The organism is Parvibaculum sp., assembly GCF_002684405.1.
Taxonomy (GTDB): Bacteria; Pseudomonadota; Alphaproteobacteria; order Parvibaculales; family Parvibaculaceae; genus Parvibaculum.
Genome location: NZ_NYVD01000025.1, coordinates 1 through 18,008, shown reverse-complemented (window position 1 = coordinate 18,008; position 18,008 = coordinate 1). Strand labels below are relative to the sequence as shown.

At 61.5% G+C, this 18,008-nt stretch carries 20 protein-coding genes, 1 tRNA gene and 1 other annotated feature; of the genes, 10 read left to right on the top strand and 11 right to left on the bottom strand.

Features of this window, described 5'->3' with window-relative positions; translation table 11 throughout:
• From CMI59_RS02200 to CMI59_RS02185, 4 genes are all read right to left on the bottom strand, one after another.
• On the bottom strand, positions 1-397 hold a 397-nt coding region (locus CMI59_RS02200; RefSeq protein ID WP_293324107.1), incomplete at its 3' end, for a glyoxalase superfamily protein.
• A gap of 348 nt (positions 398-745) precedes the next feature.
• Positions 746-1,396 carry a demethoxyubiquinone hydroxylase family protein gene (locus tag CMI59_RS02195; RefSeq protein ID WP_293324104.1) on the bottom strand — a complete coding sequence of 217 codons (651 nt, stop codon included), beginning with the start codon at positions 1,394-1,396 and terminating at the stop codon, positions 746-748.
• Entirely contained in the window at positions 1,396-1,929 is a 534-nt protein-coding gene (locus CMI59_RS02190; RefSeq protein WP_293324101.1) for a disulfide bond formation protein B, read from the bottom strand. The genes CMI59_RS02195 and CMI59_RS02190 overlap by 1 nt, the downstream gene beginning before the upstream one ends.
• 39 nt (positions 1,930-1,968) lie before the next feature.
• Positions 1,969-2,550, bottom strand: a complete 582-nt coding sequence (locus CMI59_RS02185; protein WP_293324098.1) for a YqaA family protein — start codon at positions 2,548-2,550, stop codon at positions 1,969-1,971.
• Positions 2,551-2,715: 165 nt separating this feature from the next.
• Between CMI59_RS02185 and CMI59_RS02180 the strand changes: the two genes are divergently transcribed.
• A tRNA-Leu gene (locus CMI59_RS02180) sits at positions 2,716-2,802 on the top strand.
• 13 nt (positions 2,803-2,815) lie between these two features.
• Here the strand turns inward: CMI59_RS02180 and CMI59_RS02175 are convergent.
• Entirely contained in the window at positions 2,816-3,328 is a 513-nt protein-coding gene (locus tag CMI59_RS02175) for a GNAT family N-acetyltransferase (RefSeq protein ID WP_293324095.1), read from the bottom strand.
• A 3-nt stretch (positions 3,329-3,331) separates the two neighbouring features.
• Positions 3,332-4,030 (bottom strand): TetR/AcrR family transcriptional regulator, encoded by a 699-nt coding sequence (locus CMI59_RS02170; RefSeq protein ID WP_293324092.1) that lies wholly within the window; start codon positions 4,028-4,030, stop codon positions 3,332-3,334.
• 201 nt (positions 4,031-4,231) lie between these two features.
• On the opposite strand from CMI59_RS02170, the gene CMI59_RS02165 reads away from it, so the two are divergent.
• Positions 4,232-5,053, top strand: a complete 822-nt coding sequence (locus tag CMI59_RS02165; RefSeq protein ID WP_293324089.1) for a Coq4 family protein — start codon at positions 4,232-4,234, stop codon at positions 5,051-5,053.
• Between the two features lie 64 nt (positions 5,054-5,117).
• Entirely contained in the window at positions 5,118-5,816 is a 699-nt protein-coding gene (locus CMI59_RS02160; RefSeq protein WP_293324110.1) for an FkbM family methyltransferase, read from the top strand.
• Positions 5,817-5,833: 17 nt separating this feature from the next.
• Here the strand turns inward: CMI59_RS02160 and CMI59_RS02155 are convergent, their stop codons facing one another.
• Both CMI59_RS02155 and CMI59_RS02150 read right to left on the bottom strand, forming a co-directional pair.
• Positions 5,834-6,763, bottom strand: coding sequence for a hypothetical protein (locus CMI59_RS02155; protein ID WP_293324086.1), 930 nt, complete (start codon positions 6,761-6,763; stop codon positions 5,834-5,836).
• A 27-nt stretch (positions 6,764-6,790) separates the two neighbouring features.
• Positions 6,791-7,780, bottom strand: coding sequence for a UDP-glucuronic acid decarboxylase family protein (locus CMI59_RS02150; RefSeq protein ID WP_293324083.1), 990 nt, complete (start codon positions 7,778-7,780; stop codon positions 6,791-6,793).
• Positions 7,781-7,895: 115 nt separating this feature from the next.
• On the opposite strand from CMI59_RS02150, the gene CMI59_RS02145 reads away from it, so the two are divergent.
• Both CMI59_RS02145 and CMI59_RS02140 read left to right on the top strand, forming a co-directional pair.
• Positions 7,896-8,249, top strand: a complete 354-nt coding sequence (locus CMI59_RS02145; RefSeq protein WP_293324080.1) for an arsenate reductase — start codon at positions 7,896-7,898, stop codon at positions 8,247-8,249.
• Positions 8,250-8,260: 11 nt separating this feature from the next.
• Positions 8,261-8,839: a GNAT family N-acetyltransferase gene (locus CMI59_RS02140; protein WP_293324077.1), complete on the top strand. Its 579-nt coding sequence runs from the start codon at positions 8,261-8,263 to the stop codon at positions 8,837-8,839.
• A 130-nt stretch (positions 8,840-8,969) separates the two neighbouring features.
• On the opposite strand, the gene CMI59_RS02135 is transcribed toward CMI59_RS02140, so the two are convergent.
• A complete protein-coding gene (locus tag CMI59_RS02135; protein WP_293324074.1) occupies positions 8,970-9,257 on the bottom strand; it encodes a sulfurtransferase TusA family protein in 288 nt (95 codons plus the stop codon).
• Positions 9,258-9,377: 120 nt separating this feature from the next.
• Positions 9,378-9,433, top strand: a sequence feature (sul1 is cis-regulatory element that is thought to sense ions involved in sulfur or methionine metabolism; They are found in Alphaproteobacteria).
• Between the two features lie 72 nt (positions 9,434-9,505).
• Here CMI59_RS02135 and CMI59_RS02130 point away from each other — a divergent pair.
• The 4 genes from CMI59_RS02130 (at position 9,506) to CMI59_RS02115 (ending at position 14,988) form a co-directional block, all read left to right on the top strand.
• Positions 9,506-10,990, top strand: a complete 1,485-nt coding sequence (locus CMI59_RS02130; RefSeq protein WP_293324071.1) for a SulP family inorganic anion transporter — start codon at positions 9,506-9,508, stop codon at positions 10,988-10,990.
• Between the two features lie 109 nt (positions 10,991-11,099).
• Positions 11,100-11,954, top strand: coding sequence for a universal stress protein (locus tag CMI59_RS02125; protein WP_293324068.1), 855 nt, complete (start codon positions 11,100-11,102; stop codon positions 11,952-11,954).
• A 393-nt stretch (positions 11,955-12,347) separates the two neighbouring features.
• Positions 12,348-12,959, top strand: coding sequence for a hypothetical protein (locus CMI59_RS02120; RefSeq protein ID WP_293324066.1), 612 nt, complete (start codon positions 12,348-12,350; stop codon positions 12,957-12,959).
• Between the two features lie 229 nt (positions 12,960-13,188).
• The gene (locus tag CMI59_RS02115) at positions 13,189-14,988 is read left to right on the top strand and encodes a long-chain-acyl-CoA synthetase (protein ID WP_293324063.1); all 1,800 of its coding nucleotides are present in this window, start codon (positions 13,189-13,191) and stop codon (positions 14,986-14,988) included.
• A 103-nt stretch (positions 14,989-15,091) separates the two neighbouring features.
• On the opposite strand, the gene CMI59_RS02110 is transcribed toward CMI59_RS02115, so the two are convergent.
• Positions 15,092-16,306 carry an LLM class flavin-dependent oxidoreductase gene (locus tag CMI59_RS02110; RefSeq protein ID WP_293324060.1) on the bottom strand — a complete coding sequence of 405 codons (1,215 nt, stop codon included), beginning with the start codon at positions 16,304-16,306 and terminating at the stop codon, positions 15,092-15,094.
• A 76-nt stretch (positions 16,307-16,382) separates the two neighbouring features.
• Complete coding sequence (locus CMI59_RS02105) at positions 16,383-16,982, bottom strand: TetR/AcrR family transcriptional regulator (protein ID WP_293324058.1); 600 nt, start codon at positions 16,980-16,982, stop codon at positions 16,383-16,385.
• Positions 16,983-17,182: 200 nt separating this feature from the next.
• Between CMI59_RS02105 and CMI59_RS02100 the strand changes: the two genes are divergently transcribed.
• A complete protein-coding gene (locus tag CMI59_RS02100) occupies positions 17,183-17,992 on the top strand; it encodes a glucose 1-dehydrogenase (RefSeq protein WP_293324055.1) in 810 nt (269 codons plus the stop codon).
• Positions 17,993-18,008 lie beyond the last annotated feature (16 nt).

Genomic DNA, 18,008 nt, shown 5'->3' with positions numbered 1-18,008 from the left:
CGCCGTCGCCGGTGCGTTCCCATGTCTCGCCCTCGGTCGAGACGCGCACCGTCACGCGGCTCCGGAAAGCGGAGAAGCTGTCGAAACTCACCACGTCAACCGGTTCGTCGAACTGGATGGTGATCTCATGGGCCGTGCCGCCCGCCATTTCCCGCGCGGCGATGATCTCGCCCCGGAAAGGCTGCTTCAGGTAAGTGCCGGTCACGCGCATGCCGAGGTCGGGTTTGAACTCGGGCCGGTTCGACAGTCTTGCGCTTGCCGTGTTCCAGTCGCGGAACCCCAGCTCGCGCGCCGTCAGCTCCAGCGCCTGTCCATGGGTGATGCGCGTGCCTTGCGCGGCAAGCTCGAGGCGCAATTCTTTCGCGCGCCGTTTCGCCGCCTCTCTGGAGGCGGGCATATCATTTTGCTGATCGGTCTGCATCGCAGCGATCCTTCCGTCATGTCGGCGGTCTTCAAAAAAAGCGGGGGCTCACAATTGCCACGCGCGACCGCGGATGATCGGTTGGGCTCGCATGCATCGCACCGGGGATAAAATCGCCGGGGAGGTCTTCACCATCGGACCCCGGTTTCGGGGATAAGTCCGGTGAGCGGCGGGCGCCTCATGCCTTGGGAGGAAGGAATACGATGAGGCCGGCGTCGGATCAAGCAGGATGACGGCGGGCATGGAACGAACCATGCCCCAACCTCGCCCCTATCTCGCTTTTGGCTTGCTTTTGGCTCGCTCAATCTCGACGGGAAGCTCGGGTTAAACCTTCTCCGCGACGCGGATGGCGAGCTTGCAGCCGGTGCGGATCACGCCGGACAGGAGCGGGTAGCCGACCGCCTGTTCGGCGCCTTCGGCCAGCGCCTCTTCCTTGTGGCGGACCTCTTCCTGGCGGAATTTCTCGATGGTTTCCGCCAGTTCCGCTTCCTCGCCGCCGAGGTCTTTCAGCTTTTCGATCTGGCCGCGATAGTGATCGTCGATCACCTCTTCCACCGCCGCCGTGCAGGCATGCGCGGCCTTTTCGCCCATCAGCGCGGTCGCCGCGCCGAGCGCGAAGCCTGCGACATGCCAGAACGGCGTCAGCACCGTCGGGCGGACGCCGCGTTCGCGGATCAACTCGTTGAATTTGCTCAGATGTTCGACTTCCTCGTCGCGCATATGCAGGAGCGATGCGGTGATCTTGCGCTTATGCGGCAGGCGCTCGAAAACGGCGAGCTGGCCGGAATAAATCCGCACCGCGCCATATTCGCCCGCATGGTCGACGCGGACCATTTCCTCCACCGCCGATCCCCGCGTCACGCCGGGCTGTTCGCTCAGCCGCTGGTGGCCGCTCGGGCTCTTGCGGGGATTGCGTCTTACGCCCCCCTTGCGAACGCCTGGGCGCCGGAGCGCCATATCTGCGCGTTTTGCCATCAGGCTTTCTCCTTCCGGGTTTGAAGGTAGTGCGCGACAGGCGCCGCGGAAAGGGCCGAAAGCAGCAATGAAATCAGGAAGTTGAAGCCCGCCAGCGAAATGCCGAAGAGCGTCCATGCCGCCTCGTCGCAGCGCGGCGGGGGGTCGCCCGCCGACAGCCTTGCCTGCAATTCCTCCACCGAGCCGGGCAGCGCCACGCCGCCGCCGCAGCTTTCCGGCCCCGGCCAGAAGCCGTATTCCGCGCCTGCGTGATAAAAGGAAAGTCCGCCATTATAGAGAAACGCCGCCAGACAGACGGTCAGCGCGACGAGCACGAACTTTTTGCTCACCCCGCGTGCGCCCGCGATCCCGGCAATGAGCGCCAGCGGGATCGTCAGGTAATAGGGCTGGCGTTCCATCCAGCACAGCGCGCAGGGCACATAGCCGAACCCGTACTGGAATATCCAGGCACCGACCAGCGTCGCCGCGCCGATGGCCGAGACCGCGAAGGCCGCGCGTGTCGGATCGTAGGGAAAGGGTGCGTTCGTCGTCATGGGGTCATTCAAGCACGCTCTTGCGCGCCTTGTCCTGCGTCAGAATAGCCATTTGATTGCCACGAAACCGCCGATCAGCAGCACGAAAAAGGCGATGGAGAGCAGTCCGAAATAGCGCTCGATGAAGTCCTTGATCGGCGGACCGAAGGCCCAGAGCAGGCCGCAGACGATGAAGAAGCGCAGGCCCCGCGCCACAAGGCTTGCCGCCATGAAGACAGGGAAGTTGAGCGCCGTCACGCCGCTCGCAATGGTGATGACCTTGTAGGGAAAGGGCGTCAGCCCCGCGATCAGCACGATCCAGACGCCATATTCATTGTAGCGCGCGGCGAAGCTCTCGAACTGGTCCTGATAGCCGTAGAGCTGGAGGATATGCGCGCCGATGGAATCATAGAGGAAATAGCCGATCGCATAGCCGAAGGCGCCGCCCAGCACCGAGGCGACCGTCGCCCAGAGCGCATAGACCCAGGCCTTGTCGCGCTTGGCCAGCACCATGGGGATAAGCGCCACATCGGGCGGGATCGGGAAGACGGAGCTTTCGGCGAAGGCTACCGTGGCAAGGCCCCAGCGCGCATGGCGATGCGCGGCCAGATTCAGCGTCCAGTCGTAAATGCCGCGGAACATCGGAAAGCGCACCCCTTGCGAGAAACCGGAAAACTCAATTAGCAGGCGGGGAGGGGGGTGTCTATCTGCGGCCTCTTAAGGTTCAGGCCGCGAAACAGTTTGCCGCCGCGCCGCTGGTGATTATGATGCGGCCCTTCCGGCCGGCAGGATTGCCACGCCGTCGAAGCCCCTGTGGCGGAACTGGTAGACGCGACAGACTCAAAATCTGTTTCTGGCAACAGAGTGCCCGTTCGAGTCGGGCCAGGGGCACCATTTTCCCGCGCAGTCAGCGTTGCAGCATTTTCTGCATCAGCACCAGATCAAGCCGGCGGCCGAATTTCTGGCCGACTTCCGGCATGCGCCCGGTCTCGGTGAAGCCGCGGGCGGCGTGCAGCGCGATGGAAGCTGCATTTCCGGCCTCGATCCCGGCCACCATGACGTGGAGGCCTTGTGCCCGGGCGCGCTCGATCAGCGCGTCGAGCAGGGCGCCGCCGACCCCGCGGCCCTGCAGGTCCGGGGTGACGTAAACGGAATTCTCGACCGTGTCCCGGTACCCTTCATGCGGGCGGAAGGGGCCATAGGTGCCGTAGCCGGCAAATTGTCCGTCCACCTCTGCGACCAATACCGGAAAACCGGCGGCAAGGCGTTCGCCCATCCAGCGGCGGCGCTCTTGCGGATCTGAAAGCGTTTCGTTCCAGATGGCGGTGGTTTCGCGAACGGCGTGATTATAGAGCGTCGATATGGCGGGCAGGTCGCCGGTCACGGCGTCGCGGATCGATGCCGGGGCGCTCTTCGTCATCGCCTATTTTCCTTCATCGTCTCCGGCGGGGGCGTCGGTACGCTCCACATGCTGGCGCAGCAATTTTCCGAACCAGTTGCGGAAGCGTTTGACGCCGGCCTCGTCGAGGCCCGCCGCTTCGGCGAGATAGCGCCCGATAATGGCGTCGCCGAAGGCCGCGCTGGTGGTCAGCATGGCGAGGAAGAAGGTGTCTTCGCGGTCCGGCGCGAGCGTGCCTTTCTGCTTGGCGTTTTCCTCGCGATGGGCGTGAAGCCGGTCCGCGATTTCCGTCATCAGCACCTGCGGGCCCTTGCTGGTGTCGTTCACGCGGCCCGTCAGCAGCAGCCAGGCGAGGAGCCGTGCCGTGCCCCGGTCGGACAGCGCCTCGAACACGCTTTCGATCGGATCCTGGGCTGCGTCCCCGGAATTGCCCAGCGCGGTCAGGAGCTTTTCGCGAAGCTGGGTATTGGTGCGCGCGATGAGCGCCTTCACCAGCCCTTCGCGGCTTTCGAAATGGTGCAGGATGGCCGGGTGCGAAATCCCGACATCGCGGGCGATGTCCTGCAGGCGAATCCCTTCCGGGCCTTGCGTTGCCAGCCTTTTCTCCGCCGCGTCCAGAATGAGGCGGCGTGCTTCCTCCGCCGTCCGCCGGACGCGTTTTTGCGCAGGCTTGGCGGGATCCGGCGATGTGGCCGCTGTGTGTGAGCTGGCGGTACGGGACAAGGGGCCTCCTCGAACTTCATGTGTTGACAACAATGTCAGTATAACCTATCTGAGCTTGAGGCGCAGCATAGGGCGTTGGCCGGACTTTGCGTAGTGGCGCAACGTGTTCATTTGTCTGGCTGGCTGCTCGGGCCGGCTGCCAAGTCTCGATGTCCCTGATGGACGGCCCCTTGGGGGCCCCAGACCCGGAGCATAGAAGCCATGACCCTCGCACATCCCGCCGGTGAAAACAGCGATTCCGCGGTTAAAGCGGCTGAGAAGCCCCGGCGCAAGCGTATCCAGCCGCTGAAAGCGCTCGCGGCCATCCGCGCGCTCAAGGAAAACAAGGAAGATACGGGTCAGGTCTTCAAGGTGATCGAAGCCCTGTCGGGCGGCGCGGAGGAGCGCCTGTTCCATCGTTTCGAGGCCTCTCCTGGCGGCAAGCGCGTATTGGCGGAGAAGCTCGACCTTCTTGCTCTGCTTTGCGACCGGGAAAAGCTCGCCGCCATGCCGGAAGGCAGCCTTGGCGCGGCCTATTACCGGTTCATGACGTCGGAAAACCTCACGGCGGACGGGCTTGTGGAAGCCAGCAACGAAATGAAGCTGCGCGACAATATCCCCGAAGCGGGCAGGCTCTTCCGCGACCGGATCCGCGATCAACACGATCTCTGGCATGTTCTCACCGGATATGGCCGCGACGGGTTGGGCGAGCTGTCGCTGCTGGCCTTCTCCTATGCCCAGACGCGCAATCGCGGCGTCGGCGCCATCGTGCTGCTTCTCTCCCGTGTGGCGGATAAGGCCTATCCCGGCTGCGGCATCTGGCGGTCGATCCGTGAGGGCTATCGCCGGGGCAAGCAGGCGCATTGGCTGCCGGCGGAAATCTGGGAGGAGCTCTTGCCGCTGCCGCTGGAACAGGTGCGTGCGAAACTCGCCGTCACCGTGCCCGCGCCCGAATATCGCCGCGCCATGGCTGCCGCCGAGGCGCTCGATGCCGCGCGCGTCGAGCTTGGCGAGCCGACTGGCGACGTGAAACTGGCGGCGTGAATGGATTGCTAGATTGGCCCTTTTCAGGTAGGTCACACAACAACAAGAACGTTGTGTGGGTGAAATGGGCTTGCTTGAAAAGTTCCGGAACAGGAACAAGCGTTTTAGTAGCTTTCCATACGCGGCTCTCAATGACCTTGATCGGAAGCTGGAGCGCCTATGTCCCGAGCTTCTATGCGAGGACACGTATTTCATCGAAGCTGGTGCGAACGATGGGATCAAGCAATCCAATACCTACTTTCTGGAAAAAAAGTATGGGGCACGGGGATTGCTAATCGAACCCTGCCCCAACCTTTTCCTCGATCTTTTAAAGAACCGTTCTCATAGAAACGACTTCGCATGTTATGCGCTGGTTCCGTTCGGATTTGAAAATCGTTTCGTGGAAATGATTTATGCGGATCTTATGACCGTGGCTGTTCTGCCGGGCGGAGACTTGGGCGGATCTCATCTGGACCATGCCAAAGAAGGTCGCCGGTTCATGGACGAGAGAGAAGAAAATTTTCGCTTCGGTGCCGTTGCCTATCCGTTGCAGGACATTCTCGACGAAGTTGGCGCACCGTCCGAAATTGGCTTGCTATCGCTAGATGTGGAAGGGAACGAGCTCTCCGCCCTGGCAGGAGTGGATTATTCGAGAACTTCATTCCGTAATATTCTTCTTGAAAGTCGGGACGTGGCGCCCATTCGGGGCTTTCTCGGGGAACGGGGATACATCCTCAAGGAAAAACTTTCTTACCACGACTACCTTTTTTCGAAGGCCGACTAGCTGATCCTGCCGTTTGTCTACTCAAACAGCATAGGCAGGCCGAATTTCCTCAGCGCACGGTCGATTTCGCGCGGAATAGCCGGTTTGCGCCGGAAAAAACGGCGAAGCTGTTCGTCGATATCCGGGTCGGAAACGGCCTCCGCCATAAAGCGCGGCTCGGCCACAGCCTTGTCCAGGTCCTGCCTGTACTCTTCGGTTGGGCCGCAATGTTCGCCGGATCCGTCGAGGCCGATATTCTCGACATAGGAGTGAACGGGCGTGATGCAGAGCCTTTGCTTGAGGCAATGATCGTAGGACCAGGGGATGTCCCAGGAATTGAGTTTCCCGGCGAGCTGCTTGTCGATGAAACGGCGCAGATCGCGCCCGGCTATTTCGAGGGCCCGGTCGCTGATCTTGTCCCTCTTCTTCCAGGCGCTCGCCATGTCCCAATCGACATCGAGCCAGCGGTTGCGCCATGTGCCCCAGCCCCAGACACTGGCCCGGGCGCAAGCAAAGACGTCATAGGCATAATCTTCAGGCACATCCAAACGGTGCGGCGGGAAACCGTGCGCGGCCACGCTCTGCACGCGGGGATCGTTTTCGAAATGGTCGAGAGCGCGGTTCATATAGTGGAGGAAAGACGGGGCGGTGCGGATATCGTCCTCGACGATGATGGCGCGCCCGCATTTGTCCAGTACCTCTGTCACGCCGGTGATGATCGAGCGTGACAGGCCGAAGTTTTCCGCGCGTTCCGTCAGATGGATATTGCGGAAGCCATCAATGCTGCGCAGGTAGCTTCGGGTTTCTTCAATTTCAGCCCGGTCCGCCTCCGTACGTGCGCCGTCGGCGAATATCCACAAATCCGTGTCTTTCGCTTCCGGATTGCGCTGCAATGCCTCAACGGTGATTTTCGTATGAGGAAGACGCTTATAGGCGAAGAGTATGACGGGAGCCGGATCGCGCTGCATGTCGGGGTATCTACTCTCTAATGACGTCTAGGCCGAGCGCCTGTTCTGTACCAGTTTCTCCCGCACGGCATTGTCCTTCAGCATGTCCTCGAAATAGGCGATTGTTTTGACGAGGCCCTCTGCGAGCGGGGTAACCGGTTCCCAGTCGAGGGCCCTCTTCGCTTCCGAGATGTCCGGCCGCCTTTGCAAGGGGTCGTCCTGCGGCAAGGGCTTCCTCACGAGACTGGATTTTGTCCCCGTGATGTCTATGACCTGTTCGGCCAGTTCCAGGATGGAGAACTCCCCCGGATTGCCGATATTGACGGGTCCGGGGTAATCGTCGGCGACATTCATGAGCCGCATCAGCCCTTCCACCAGGTCGTCCACATAGCAGAAGGACCGCGTCTGACTGCCGTCGCCGAAAATTGTGATCGGTTCGCCCAGCAGGGCCTGCACGATGAAATTCGACACGACCCGCCCGTCATTCGGGTGCATGCGGGGGCCATAGGTGTTGAAGATGCGTGCGACGCGAATACGCAGATTATGCTGGCGGTAATAGTCGAAGAAGAGCGTTTCGGCGCAGCGCTTGCCTTCATCGTAGCAGGAACGCGGGCCGATCGGGTTCACATTGCCCCAATAGCTTTCGGTCTGCGGGTGTTCGAACGGGCTGCCATAGACCTCGCTGGTCGATGCCTGGAGGATGCGGGCCTTCACGCGCTTGGCAAGACCCAGCACGTTGATGGCGCCATGGACGCAGGTCTTGGTCGTTTGCACCGGGTCGCGCTGATAATGGATGGGCGAGGCCGGGCAGGCGAGATTGTAGATCTCGTCCACTTCCAGATAGAGGGGGAAGGTGATGTCATGCCGCATGAGCTCGAAGTTGGGCTCATCCAGCAGGCCTTCGATGTTATTCTTGTTCCCCGTGTAGAAATTATCCGCGCAGATGACGTCATGGCCCTCGCTCACGAGGCGTTCGCAAAGGAACGAGCCGATAAAACCGGCGCCGCCGGTGACGAGAATTCTGTTGGTAAGATGCATGTACTGGCCCCCTGGATCGGCAGGATACTATCCGATGCCGCCGGTCTGAAACAGGGGCTCCTTGGCGCCGGTGGAAGATGATACAAAAGCCGGCAGCGATAGAGGGGATAGTGGCATGATCAAGGTATATGGGCTGAAGAATTGCGACACTTGCCGCAAAGCGCTGAAATGGCTGGAAATGCGCGGGGTGGAGCATGCGTTCCATGATTTGCGCGCCGATGGCATAGCCAGGGCCGATATCGAGAAATTCGCCGCGTCGGTCGGCTGGGAAAAGCTGCTCAACAAGGCCAGCACGACCTGGCGGGCGCTGGACGATGCGGAGAAGGAAGGCGTGAACGAGAAAAAGGCCATTGCGCTCATGGCCGCCCATCCCGCGCTTATCAAGCGTCCGGTTTTCGACCTCGGTGGAAGCTATATCGTCGGCTTTCGCGATGAACAGAAGGCCGCTCTCGAAAAATCGGCCAAATAGGAATGGCCGTCATGTCGCTGAAAGGTGGCAGGAAAGGCCCTCCCTCTATCGCCCAGCCGCTGGAGACGCCGCGCCTTGTCCTGCGCGATTTCGCCATGAGCGATTTCGATGCGGTCCATGCGTGGTCCGCGCGCGAAGACGTGACCCGTTATCTCGTATGGGGACCCAACAGCAAGGCGCAGACGCGCGCGGCCTTGCGCGACTTCAAGGCCGATCAGCGCCGCCGGCCGCGCCGCTGCTGGGAACTGGCGGTCACGCTCAGGGAAAGCGCGGCGCTTATCGGCGGCGCGGGGCTCAGGCTTCATGAATGGGAGGAGCGGACGGGCGAGCTCGGCTATGTGCTGCATCCCGACTATTGGGGGCAGGGCTATGCCGGCGAAGCGGCCTGGACGATGCTGAACGAGGGGTTCGGGACGCTCGGCCTCCACCGCATCATCGCCACATGCGACCAGCGCAATACCGCGTCCGCCCGGCTGCTGGAGCGGCTCGGCATGCGCCGCGAAGGGGCCTTCCGCGCCTCGCGCTATATTCAGGGCGAATGGCGCGACGAATATCTCTATGCGCTGCTTGCATGGGAGTTCGCGGGCTGAGGGATTGGGCGGTCTGCTGTCCCTCCACGTCATGCCCCGCTTCATGCGGGGCATCCACGTTTTTTCATCCGCCTTGCCTTAGAGACGTAGATGGCCCGGACAAGCCGGGCCATGACGAATGAAATTACTTCTACAAATCCCGCACCGGCTTCGACAGGATATCCGCATCCGGCTCGCGCACATTCTCGCCCCGGCGGATCAGGAATTCGAGCCAGGTGCCGCGGTCGCGTATTTCCAGCAGGTCATGGCCCGCCTCGGCGCAGAAATGCGGCATATCGATCCGTGCCACGGGGTCGCTCGCAAAGACGCGCAACAGCCGGCCGGGATCGAGCCGCAGCAGGCGCTTTCTCGCGCGCAGCACGGGGAGCGGGCATTGCTGGCCCATCACGTCGAGTATGATTTCGCCCTGATCGTCCATAGCGGTGTCCCGGTTGGTCGGCAACCGGACATAGCATGACTGGCTTTTCGGCGGAAATGAGCGAAATCGGCACCGTTCATGTTGCGCCGCAGCATGAATATCGGTAAGAAGGCGCCTCACCCCGGACCCGGAATTTTGCCGGGTGGCTCTTCCGGCCGCCGATCCGCCGGATAACCCCATTGAAATGACAGGCGCGTGCAGCGGACCGCTTATCCGATCCGTCCCGCTATGCCTCAATCGGGAGACCCATGTTCAATTCAGTTGCGTATCGTCATGAGTGGTTCGGCAATATCCGGGCGGATCTGCTGGCCGGGCTCGTCGTGGCCCTGGCGCTTATTCCGGAAGCCATCGCCTTTTCCATCATCGCGGGCGTGGACCCCAAGGTCGGCCTCTACGCGTCGTTCTCCATTGCCTGCATCCTCGCCTTCACGGGCGGGCGGCCCGGCATGATTTCGGCGGCCACCGCCGCCACCGCCGTTCTTATGGGGACGCTGGTCAAGGAGCACGGGCTGCAATATCTCCTCGCGGCCACGGTGCTGGCAGGCGTGCTGCAGGTGGCGGCGGGCTATCTGAAGCTCGGCAATTTCATGCGTTTCGTCTCGCGCTCGGTGATGACGGGCTTCGTCAACGCGCTCGCCATTCTCATCTTCATGGCGCAATTGCCGGAGCTGATGGGCGTGCCGCAGCTCACCTATGTCATGGTCGCGGCGGGTCTCGGCATCATCTATCTCTTTCCGCGCCTGACGAAGGCGGTGCCGTCGCCGCTCATCTGCATCATCGTGCTGACGGCGGTGACGCTCTATTTCGGCTTCGATCTCAGGACGGTCGGCGATATGGGCGAACTGCCGGACTCTTTGCCGGTCTTCCTGCTGCCGCAGATCCCGCTGACCCTCGACACGCTGCTCATCATCCTGCCCTATTCGGCGGGCGTGGCGGCGGTGGGGCTGCTGGAATCGCTGATGACGGCCTCCATCATCGACGATCTCACCGATACGCCGAGCGACAAGAACCGCGAATGCATCGGTCAGGGCATCGCCAATTTCTGCACCGGTTTCATCGGCGGCATGGCGGGCTGCGCCATGATCGGCCAGTCCATGATCAATGTGAAATCGGGCGGTCGCGGGCGGCTTTCCACCTTCAGCGCCGGCGTTTTCCTGCTGATCCTCATTGTGGGCCTGGGCGATTACGTCAGGCAGATCCCCATGGCGGCGCTCGTCGCCATCATGATCATGGTCTCGATCGGCACGTTCAGCTGGTCCTCGATCCGCAATCTGCGCGACCATCCGAGGTCGTCGTCGGTGGTGATGCTCGCGACTGTGGTGACCGTGGTCGGCACGCATAACCTTGCCATCGGCGTGCTGGTGGGCGTGCTCCTGTCCGGGCTTTTCTTTGCCTGGAAGATTGCGCAGATCTTCCGTGTCACCTCCACTCTTTCAGCGGATGGGCGCGAGCGGGTCTACACGGTCGAGGGGCAGATCTTCTTTGCCTCTTCCGACGCGTTCACCGGCTCCTTCGATTTCAAGGAGGTGCTGGAGCGTGTCGTGATCGATGTCAGCCATGCGCATATCTGGGATATTTCCAGCGTCGCGGCGCTCGACATGATCGTGCTCAAATTCCGCCGCGAAGGGGCCGAGGTCGAAATCATCGGTCTCAACGAGGCCAGCGAGACGATTGTCGACAAGCTCGCCGTTCACGACCAGCCGGGTGCGCTGGAAAGGCTGATGGGTCACTGACATAGTCGGCTTGTCGCGGGCCCGTTTGCCGGGCCGGCGACCCAATGAAACAGGGCATCCGCCGCTTGTCCGGCTATGCTCCACAAGATCGGATCTGGGGGTAAGCGTTTTGACAAAGTTCGTCGCTCTGGTTGACGGTTCCATCTATTCGCAAAGCGTGTGCGACCACGCCGCATGGGCGGCGACGCGGGCGGGCGCTTCGGTCGAGCTTCTGCATGTCCTCGGCCGGCGCGAGCCGTTCGGGACGCCCTCCGATCTCAGCGGGGCTGTGGGGCTGGGCGCGCGGACCTCGCTGCTGGAAGAGCTTGCCGAGCTCGACGTGGCGCGGTCCAAGCTCGCGCAGAAGCAGGGCCGGGCCATTCTGGACGATGCGACCGCCATCCTTGAAAAGGACGGCGTGACAGGCGTCACCACGCAGTTGCGTATCGGCGATCTCGTGGAAGAGGTTGCCGAGAGCGAGGCCGATGCCGACATGGTGATGGTCGGCAAGCGTGGCGAGGCCGCGGACTTCGCCAAGCCGCATCTCGGCTCCAATCTCGAACGGATCGTGCGCTCCAGCGTGAAGCCCGTCTTCGTGGCCTCGCGCGCCTTCAAGCCCATCGAGCGGTTCCTGATCGCTTATGATGGCGGCGCCAGCGCCATGAAGGCGGTGGATTATGTTGCGCGCAGCCCGATCTTCGCAGGGCTCGAATGCCATCTTCTCACCGTCGGGGCGGAAAACTCCGACGCCGCGAAGCGGCTGGACGATGCCCGCGCGGTGCTGCGCGGGGCGGGCTATGAGGTCCGGGCGAAGCTGGTTCAGGGCCAGGCGGAAGCTGTCATCGCCCGCGAGGTGGAGGAGGCCGGTATCGGGCTCGTCGTCATGGGCGCCTATGGCCATTCGCGTATCCGCACGCTGATCATCGGCTCCACCACCAGCGAGATGCTGCGCGCCTGCAAGGTGCCGGTCCTGCTGTTCCGCTAGGCGGGCGGGTCTTGGCGGTTGGCTTTCAGCCAGGCGATCTGGCGCATGCTGCGCCTCAACAAGGCGAGCGAGACCATCGCTGGTCGTCATGTCACCCATGATGAGCCCTACGCACTGGACCGCCTGGTGGCGCGTTGAGGAGGCGTTCTGCCCGGCTTCGCACTGGGCGGGTCTTCCGGTGTGTCCATATCCTAGGACTTGGGCAATGGTCCTGTGGTTGGGAGGTATCTGACAGACAAAATCTTGGTTACCTAGCAAATTTATTTGATTATTGGTGGATGCACTCTCGCTACTTTGATCAGCTTGAATCGTTGCATCATAGCTTGCTAATTTTTCTCCGTTTCGGCATCTGGTTTTGTGTAAATTTTAAATTCTGACGGAGCTTTATTGGATATGTCCGAGCCCTCCTCGTACGATTTCCTCGCCCATCCGGATATCGCTAGGGAGGTTGGCTTTCTGGTGATGTACACGTCGTCTCTCGACGCATGGTTGATTCCTGCACTGACTTCGATGCTCAGAGGCAAGGCCGACCTAGCCTATGGGATTTTAGCGCCTGTCGATAACTTGCGGGCACGTCTCGATATTGTGTTCAACGTTGCCCAAGCCAACTCGGGAAAGCCGCTTCCAGACGCAATGCTAGAGCAGAAGGATGCACTACTTGCTGCCGTCGCAATGAGAAATTCTGTGGCGCATGGGGGATTTGGTTTCACTTTGGACGGTACAGAAATGCTTCTCGCCGCTGGCATCACAACAGAGAAGAGGGGTAAGCCTAAAACAAGGCCAATCAAACCAGAAGATATCCGGTCTCAAGTGATGGCTATAAAAGACTTCATTAAATCGATTAGGGTGCATACCGGTAATAACCTTTTTGTCGGTATTCCGGCCAACCCTCAAGCTGCCGCGGCGCACGGTCGAATGATTCTATCCAGTCGTCATCCAAATGAACCCAACCAGGGTCGCGCAACTTTGAACTTCTGGAAGCCGAATCCCCCTTTGCGAAAGTAACCTCAATTTCAGTGCATGCTTCTATAGTTCTGATTCATGCGTTGATATTGCCCGCTCAAGCGCATCGCTGCCGCAATTTTAGGCGATGTTTCTAGAAAGTGGTTGTTTTAGATTTCCCCAGCGTTTCCCGGGCTTCCTTGACGTCCTTGTCAGCAGGCGGGCATAACATTCCTCAAACGCCAAGAAAGTGGTTCATCGGAGGGGGATGGCCGCAAATAGGGAACAGGGAATGGGTCTTTTCAATCGTATTCGCAATGAGATCATTTTCGTGCGCGCGGCGCTCCGGACGCTGAAGCGCATGGGCGATCTCGGCAAGGACAAGTCCACCACCTTCGCCGACATCGTGGAAAAGCTGGCAGAAGAAAAGCCGGACAATATCGCCATCTATTGCGGCGATCGGACTTTCACCTATCGCGACTACAATGGCGCGGCTAACCGCTATGCCCGCTGGGTGAAGGCGCAGGGGCTGGGGCAGGGCGATGTCGTGGCGCTGATGATGGAAAACCGGGCCGAATATCTCATGGCCTGGCTCGGCATCATCAAGGCCGGTGCGACGGCGGCACTCATCAACACCAATCTCACCTCCAATGCGCTCGCCCATTGCCTGAAGATTTCCGGCGCGAACCATCTCATTCTCGGCAATGAGCTTGCCGAAGGCTATTTCACCTGCACCGATTGCATGGAAACGCCGATGACCGTCTGGGCGACGGGCGGCAAGGTGCAGGGCAGCGAAGACCTCGACGCTGCGCTCGACAATTTCAACGACGGCCCGCTGCCGGACGATTTCCGCGCGGGGCTGACGACCGATGAGAACGCTCTCTTTATCTACACCTCGGGCACGACGGGGCTTCCCAAGGCCGCGCGTATTCCCCATCAGCGCCTCAATGGCATGATGGCCGCCTTCTCGGCGGGCGCAAATGCGACCGAAAAGGACCGCATGTATGTCGTGCTGCCGCTCTATCATTCGGCGGGCGGCGTCTGCGCGGTCGGCACCACGCTCACCGTGGGCGGTTCGGTGATCCTGAAGCGCAAATTCTCCGCGCATCATTTCTGGGACGATTGCGTTCAGTACAAGGCGACGCTCTTCCAGTATATCGGCGAGCTCTGCCGCTACCTTCTCAACACCGAGCCCAACAAGAACGAGCGCAAGCACAAGCTGCGTCTTGCGGTGGGCAACGGTCTGCGCCCGGAAATCTGGAAGGAGTTCCAGACCCGCTTCCGCATTCCCCGCGTTCTGGAATTCTACGGCGCGACGGAAGGCAATGTGGCGCTGATGAATTTCGACGGCACGGTGGGGGCGATCGGCCGCGTGCCGGGCTGGGCGAAGAGCAAGTTCAATGTCGAGATCGTGAAGTTCGACATCGAGAACGAAAAGCCCGTGCGCGGGGCGGACGGTTTCTGTGTCCGCGCCGAGCCGATGGAAGCGGGCGAGGCGCTCGGCCAGATCATCGACGATCCGGAGCGTCCCACGGGCCGTTTCGACGGCTATGCCAAGAAGGAAGAGACCGAGAAGAAGATCCTGCGCGACGTGTTCGAGAAGGGCGATGCCTGGTTCCGCACCGGCGATCTCCTGAAGCAGGACAAGCTCGGCTATTTCTACTTCGTGGACCGGATCGGCGACACCTTCCGCTGGAAGGGCGAGAATGTCGCGACGTCGGAAGTCGCGGAAGCCATGTCGGTTTATCCCGGCATTCAGGAAGCCAATGTCTATGGCGTCGCCGTACCTGGTGCGGACGGCAAGGCAGGCATGGCCTCGATCGTGTCGTCGGACGGCATCGACCTCGACAAGTTCCACGCGCATCTGGAAAAGCAGTTGCCGGATTATGCCCAGCCGCTCTTCATCCGCCTGCAGCAGGAAATGGAAGTCACCGGCACCTTCAAGCACCGCAAGGTGGATCTGGTGAAGCAGGGCTTTGACCCGGACGCCATCCCCGAGCCGGTCTATTTCAACGATCCCAAGGCGAACAAGTTCGTCCTGCTCGACAAGCCACTCTATGACCGCATCTGCGCGGGCGAAGTGCGGGTTTAAACCTTTAAACCGTCATGCCCCGCATGAAGCGGGGCATGACGAAGTAAGGAAAACAAAAAGGGCGGCTCCTCGGAGCCGCCCTTTCGTTTGTCCGGCGCCGGAATTACTCGGCTGCGTCCGTCTTGTTGATGCCCATGGCGGCGAGCACGTCGGGCGAGATGTCTTCCGTGCCGTGCTGTTCGATGTGCTTGGCGACGCGGCTGCCGACGGCCATCATCGCTTCGCCGATGAAGCCCTCGCGGTTCTTGCGGGCCCAGTCGAGCGACAAGCCGCGATTGACGTTCGTCTCCTGGAAATGCGGCATCACATAGCGCGCGATGAGTTCATAGGAGCGCTTGGTCTCGGCGAAATCGGCCCAGTTATGCGCCATCTGCAGGAAGGTGCCGAAGCCGCCGGACTGTTCCTGAAGGCGCTGGATCTGCGCGATGCAATCGTCCGGTGTGCCGATGACGGCCATGCCGCTTTCGATCAGCGCATCCACGGGATCGGAGCCGTCGGTGGGCGCGAGCGGCAGGGCGGCCACTTCGCGGAAATAGAAGAGCCATTTCTCAAGCCCGAAGCGCACATTCTCGCGCGCCTTCTCCCGCGTCTCGGCGACATGCACCGGGCCGACCAGTCGCCAGTCGTCGCGGCTCACCTGGTTGCCGTTCTCCTTGGCGATCTTTTCGGCAATGCCCCAGTTGGAGGCGAGCGCGTTGAAGCCGCCCTGCGAGGTCGCGCCGATGGAAAGGAGGCCCACGCCGTGGCGGCCCGCCGCCGTCGCGCCGGTGGGCGACACGGTGCTGGCAATGGCGATATCGACATTGGGGCGCGACCAGGGCGTCATCTGGAGGCGCGCATCGCGCAGCTCGAACCAGTCGGTCTTCATGTTGACCGTTTCGCCGCGCAGGAGCGGCACGATCGCTTCCAGCGCCTCGTCCATCATGTCGCGCTGCTTGGCGACTTCGATGCCCATCATGAAGGCGTCCGACGGCAGCGAGCCGGGCCCTGCGCCGAACATCACGCGGCCGCGCGTGATGTGGTCGAGCTGGTTGATGCGGTCGGCCAGCATCAGCGGGTGGTGATAGGGCAGCGAAGACACGCCCGTGCCGAGCTTGATGGTGCGGGTACGTTCCGCCGCGGTGGCGATGAAGAGTTCGGGGCTCGCGATCAGCTCGTAACCGGCGGAATGATGTTCGCCGATCCAGGCTTCGTCATAGCCGAGATTGTCCATGTGCTGCACGAGTTCCAGATCGCGTTCGAGTGCGAGCGTCGGGTTTTCGTCCAGCGGGTGAAACGGCGCGATGAAGGCGCCGAATTTCATCTTACGTCCGACCATTTTTTCCTCCCTGTTCGGATATTGGTCTGTTTTCGATAGCGGTGTTCGTCGTTTCTTGTTTGGTTTGCCTTGGTGTTCAGGCGGCCTTGAGGCCGTTCATAGCAATATCGAGAAAGGCTTTGCCGCTGCTCTCGGTTTCGATCTCGGGATTTTCGAGCCAGAAGGCGATGAGCGCGCTCCATGTCGCCACGATGGAGAGCGCGGCCAGCTCAGGCAAGAAGCCTTTCCGGAACTCGCCTTTCTCCTGTCCCTGCCGCACGATATTGGCGACGAGGGCGATCAGGCTTTCATTGGCTTGGCGGGCCATCCGGTAGCTGGCGGGTTGCTCCAGGAATTCGGTCAGGAGCCGGCGCATCACCTGTGCGTTGGAGTGATAGGCCTCGCCGAAGACATCGGCCATGAAGCGGAGCTGCTCCTCCGCCGTGCTGTCGTTATTTTCGCTCAGCTTGTCGGCCAGTGCGTTGGTGATCTCCTCGTTGAAGGCGAGGAGCAGCGCGGCCTTGTTCTTGAAATGCAGGAAGAAGGTCGCCTTGGCGATGCCGGCGCCCGCGCAGATATCCTCGATGGTCACGCCGTCATAGCCGCGCTCTGCGAAGGACTCCATCGCGATGCGATATATCTCGCGGCGCGTGCGCTCCTTCTTGCCCGGTCGGGGGGCTGTCGCCGCTTCGGCCATTGCTTGTCATTCCTTCAAACCGGCAGCGGTCATCGCCCCGCCTTGCCGGAACAAAACTAGACTACAGTCCAATTTGCTGCAAGCTTGTGGCCGTCGCTGCGTCACGTAGCGTATAAACGGTATCGAGGCATCCGGCCCCGCAAGAAGGCCGGAGCAAACAAGACGCGAATATTCAGGGTCGCGAAAATCAGGAGGAACGTATGGGACGGGTTCAAGGCAAGGTCGCGCTGGTCACGGGCGCGGCGGCGGGCATCGGTCGTGCCGCGGCGGTTGCGCTGGCGGCGGAAGGCGCCAAGGTCGTCGTCACGGATGTGGACGAGAAGGGCGGTGCGGAAACCGTCGACATCATCGGCAAGGCCGGTGGCGAGGCGAGCTTTCTGCCGCAGGACGTGGCCGATGAGGCGCGCTGGCAGGAAATCGTCGCAGCGGTGAAGGAAAAGCACGGCGCGCTGCACATCCTGGTCAACAACGCGGGCATCGGCGTCGGCGCGCGCATTTTCGACATGCCGGTGGAAGACTGGCGCCGCCAGATGGCCATCAATGTCGATGGCGTTTTCTTCGGCGTGAAGCACGGCATTCCGCTGATGGCGGAATCGGGCGGCGGCTCCGTCGTGAACATTTCCTCCGTTGCCGGTCTTCAGGGCGCGCCGGGTCTTGCCGGCTATTGCGCGACCAAGGGCGCGGTGCGTCTCTTCACCAAGGCCGTGGCGCTTGAATGCGCGCAGGAGAAGATGAATGTGCGTGTGAACTCCGTTCACCCCGGCATCATCGACACCGACATCTGGAACAAGATCCCGCAGGGCGGTGGCGTCAGTGCGATGCAGTCCGATCTCATTCCCGAAGGCGCCAACACGATCGACGCGGGCGCGCTCGGCGAACTCGCAGCCCCGCTCGGCTTTGCAGGCATTCCCGCCGACATCGCCAACGGCATCGTCTTCCTCGCCTCCGACGAGAGCCGTTACATGACGGGGTCGGAACTCGTCATCGACGGCGGCATGACGGCGCGGTAACGGGTCAATTGGAAGG

Coding starts and splice junctions, on each gene's coding strand:
- CMI59_RS02195 (WP_293324104.1), bottom strand. CDS start 1,396: ATGGCAAAACGCGCAGATATGGCGCTCCGGCGCCCAGGCGTTCGCAAG.
- CMI59_RS02190 (WP_293324101.1), bottom strand. CDS start 1,929: ATGACGACGAACGCACCCTTTCCCTACGATCCGACACGCGCGGCCTTC.
- CMI59_RS02185 (WP_293324098.1), bottom strand. CDS start 2,550: ATGTTCCGCGGCATTTACGACTGGACGCTGAATCTGGCCGCGCATCGC.
- CMI59_RS02175 (WP_293324095.1), bottom strand. CDS start 3,328: ATGACGAAGAGCGCCCCGGCATCGATCCGCGACGCCGTGACCGGCGAC.
- CMI59_RS02165 (WP_293324089.1), top strand. CDS start 4,232: ATGACCCTCGCACATCCCGCCGGTGAAAACAGCGATTCCGCGGTTAAA.
- CMI59_RS02160 (WP_293324110.1), top strand. CDS start 5,118: ATGGGCTTGCTTGAAAAGTTCCGGAACAGGAACAAGCGTTTTAGTAGC.
- CMI59_RS02155 (WP_293324086.1), bottom strand. CDS start 6,763: ATGCAGCGCGATCCGGCTCCCGTCATACTCTTCGCCTATAAGCGTCTT.
- CMI59_RS02150 (WP_293324083.1), bottom strand. CDS start 7,780: ATGCATCTTACCAACAGAATTCTCGTCACCGGCGGCGCCGGTTTTATC.
- CMI59_RS02145 (WP_293324080.1), top strand. CDS start 7,896: ATGATCAAGGTATATGGGCTGAAGAATTGCGACACTTGCCGCAAAGCG.
- CMI59_RS02140 (WP_293324077.1), top strand. CDS start 8,261: ATGTCGCTGAAAGGTGGCAGGAAAGGCCCTCCCTCTATCGCCCAGCCG.
- CMI59_RS02135 (WP_293324074.1), bottom strand. CDS start 9,257: ATGGACGATCAGGGCGAAATCATACTCGACGTGATGGGCCAGCAATGC.
- CMI59_RS02130 (WP_293324071.1), top strand. CDS start 9,506: ATGTTCAATTCAGTTGCGTATCGTCATGAGTGGTTCGGCAATATCCGG.
- CMI59_RS02120 (WP_293324066.1), top strand. CDS start 12,348: ATGTCCGAGCCCTCCTCGTACGATTTCCTCGCCCATCCGGATATCGCT.
- CMI59_RS02115 (WP_293324063.1), top strand. CDS start 13,189: ATGGGTCTTTTCAATCGTATTCGCAATGAGATCATTTTCGTGCGCGCG.
- CMI59_RS02110 (WP_293324060.1), bottom strand. CDS start 16,306: ATGGTCGGACGTAAGATGAAATTCGGCGCCTTCATCGCGCCGTTTCAC.
- CMI59_RS02105 (WP_293324058.1), bottom strand. CDS start 16,982: ATGGCCGAAGCGGCGACAGCCCCCCGACCGGGCAAGAAGGAGCGCACG.
- CMI59_RS02100 (WP_293324055.1), top strand. CDS start 17,183: ATGGGACGGGTTCAAGGCAAGGTCGCGCTGGTCACGGGCGCGGCGGCG.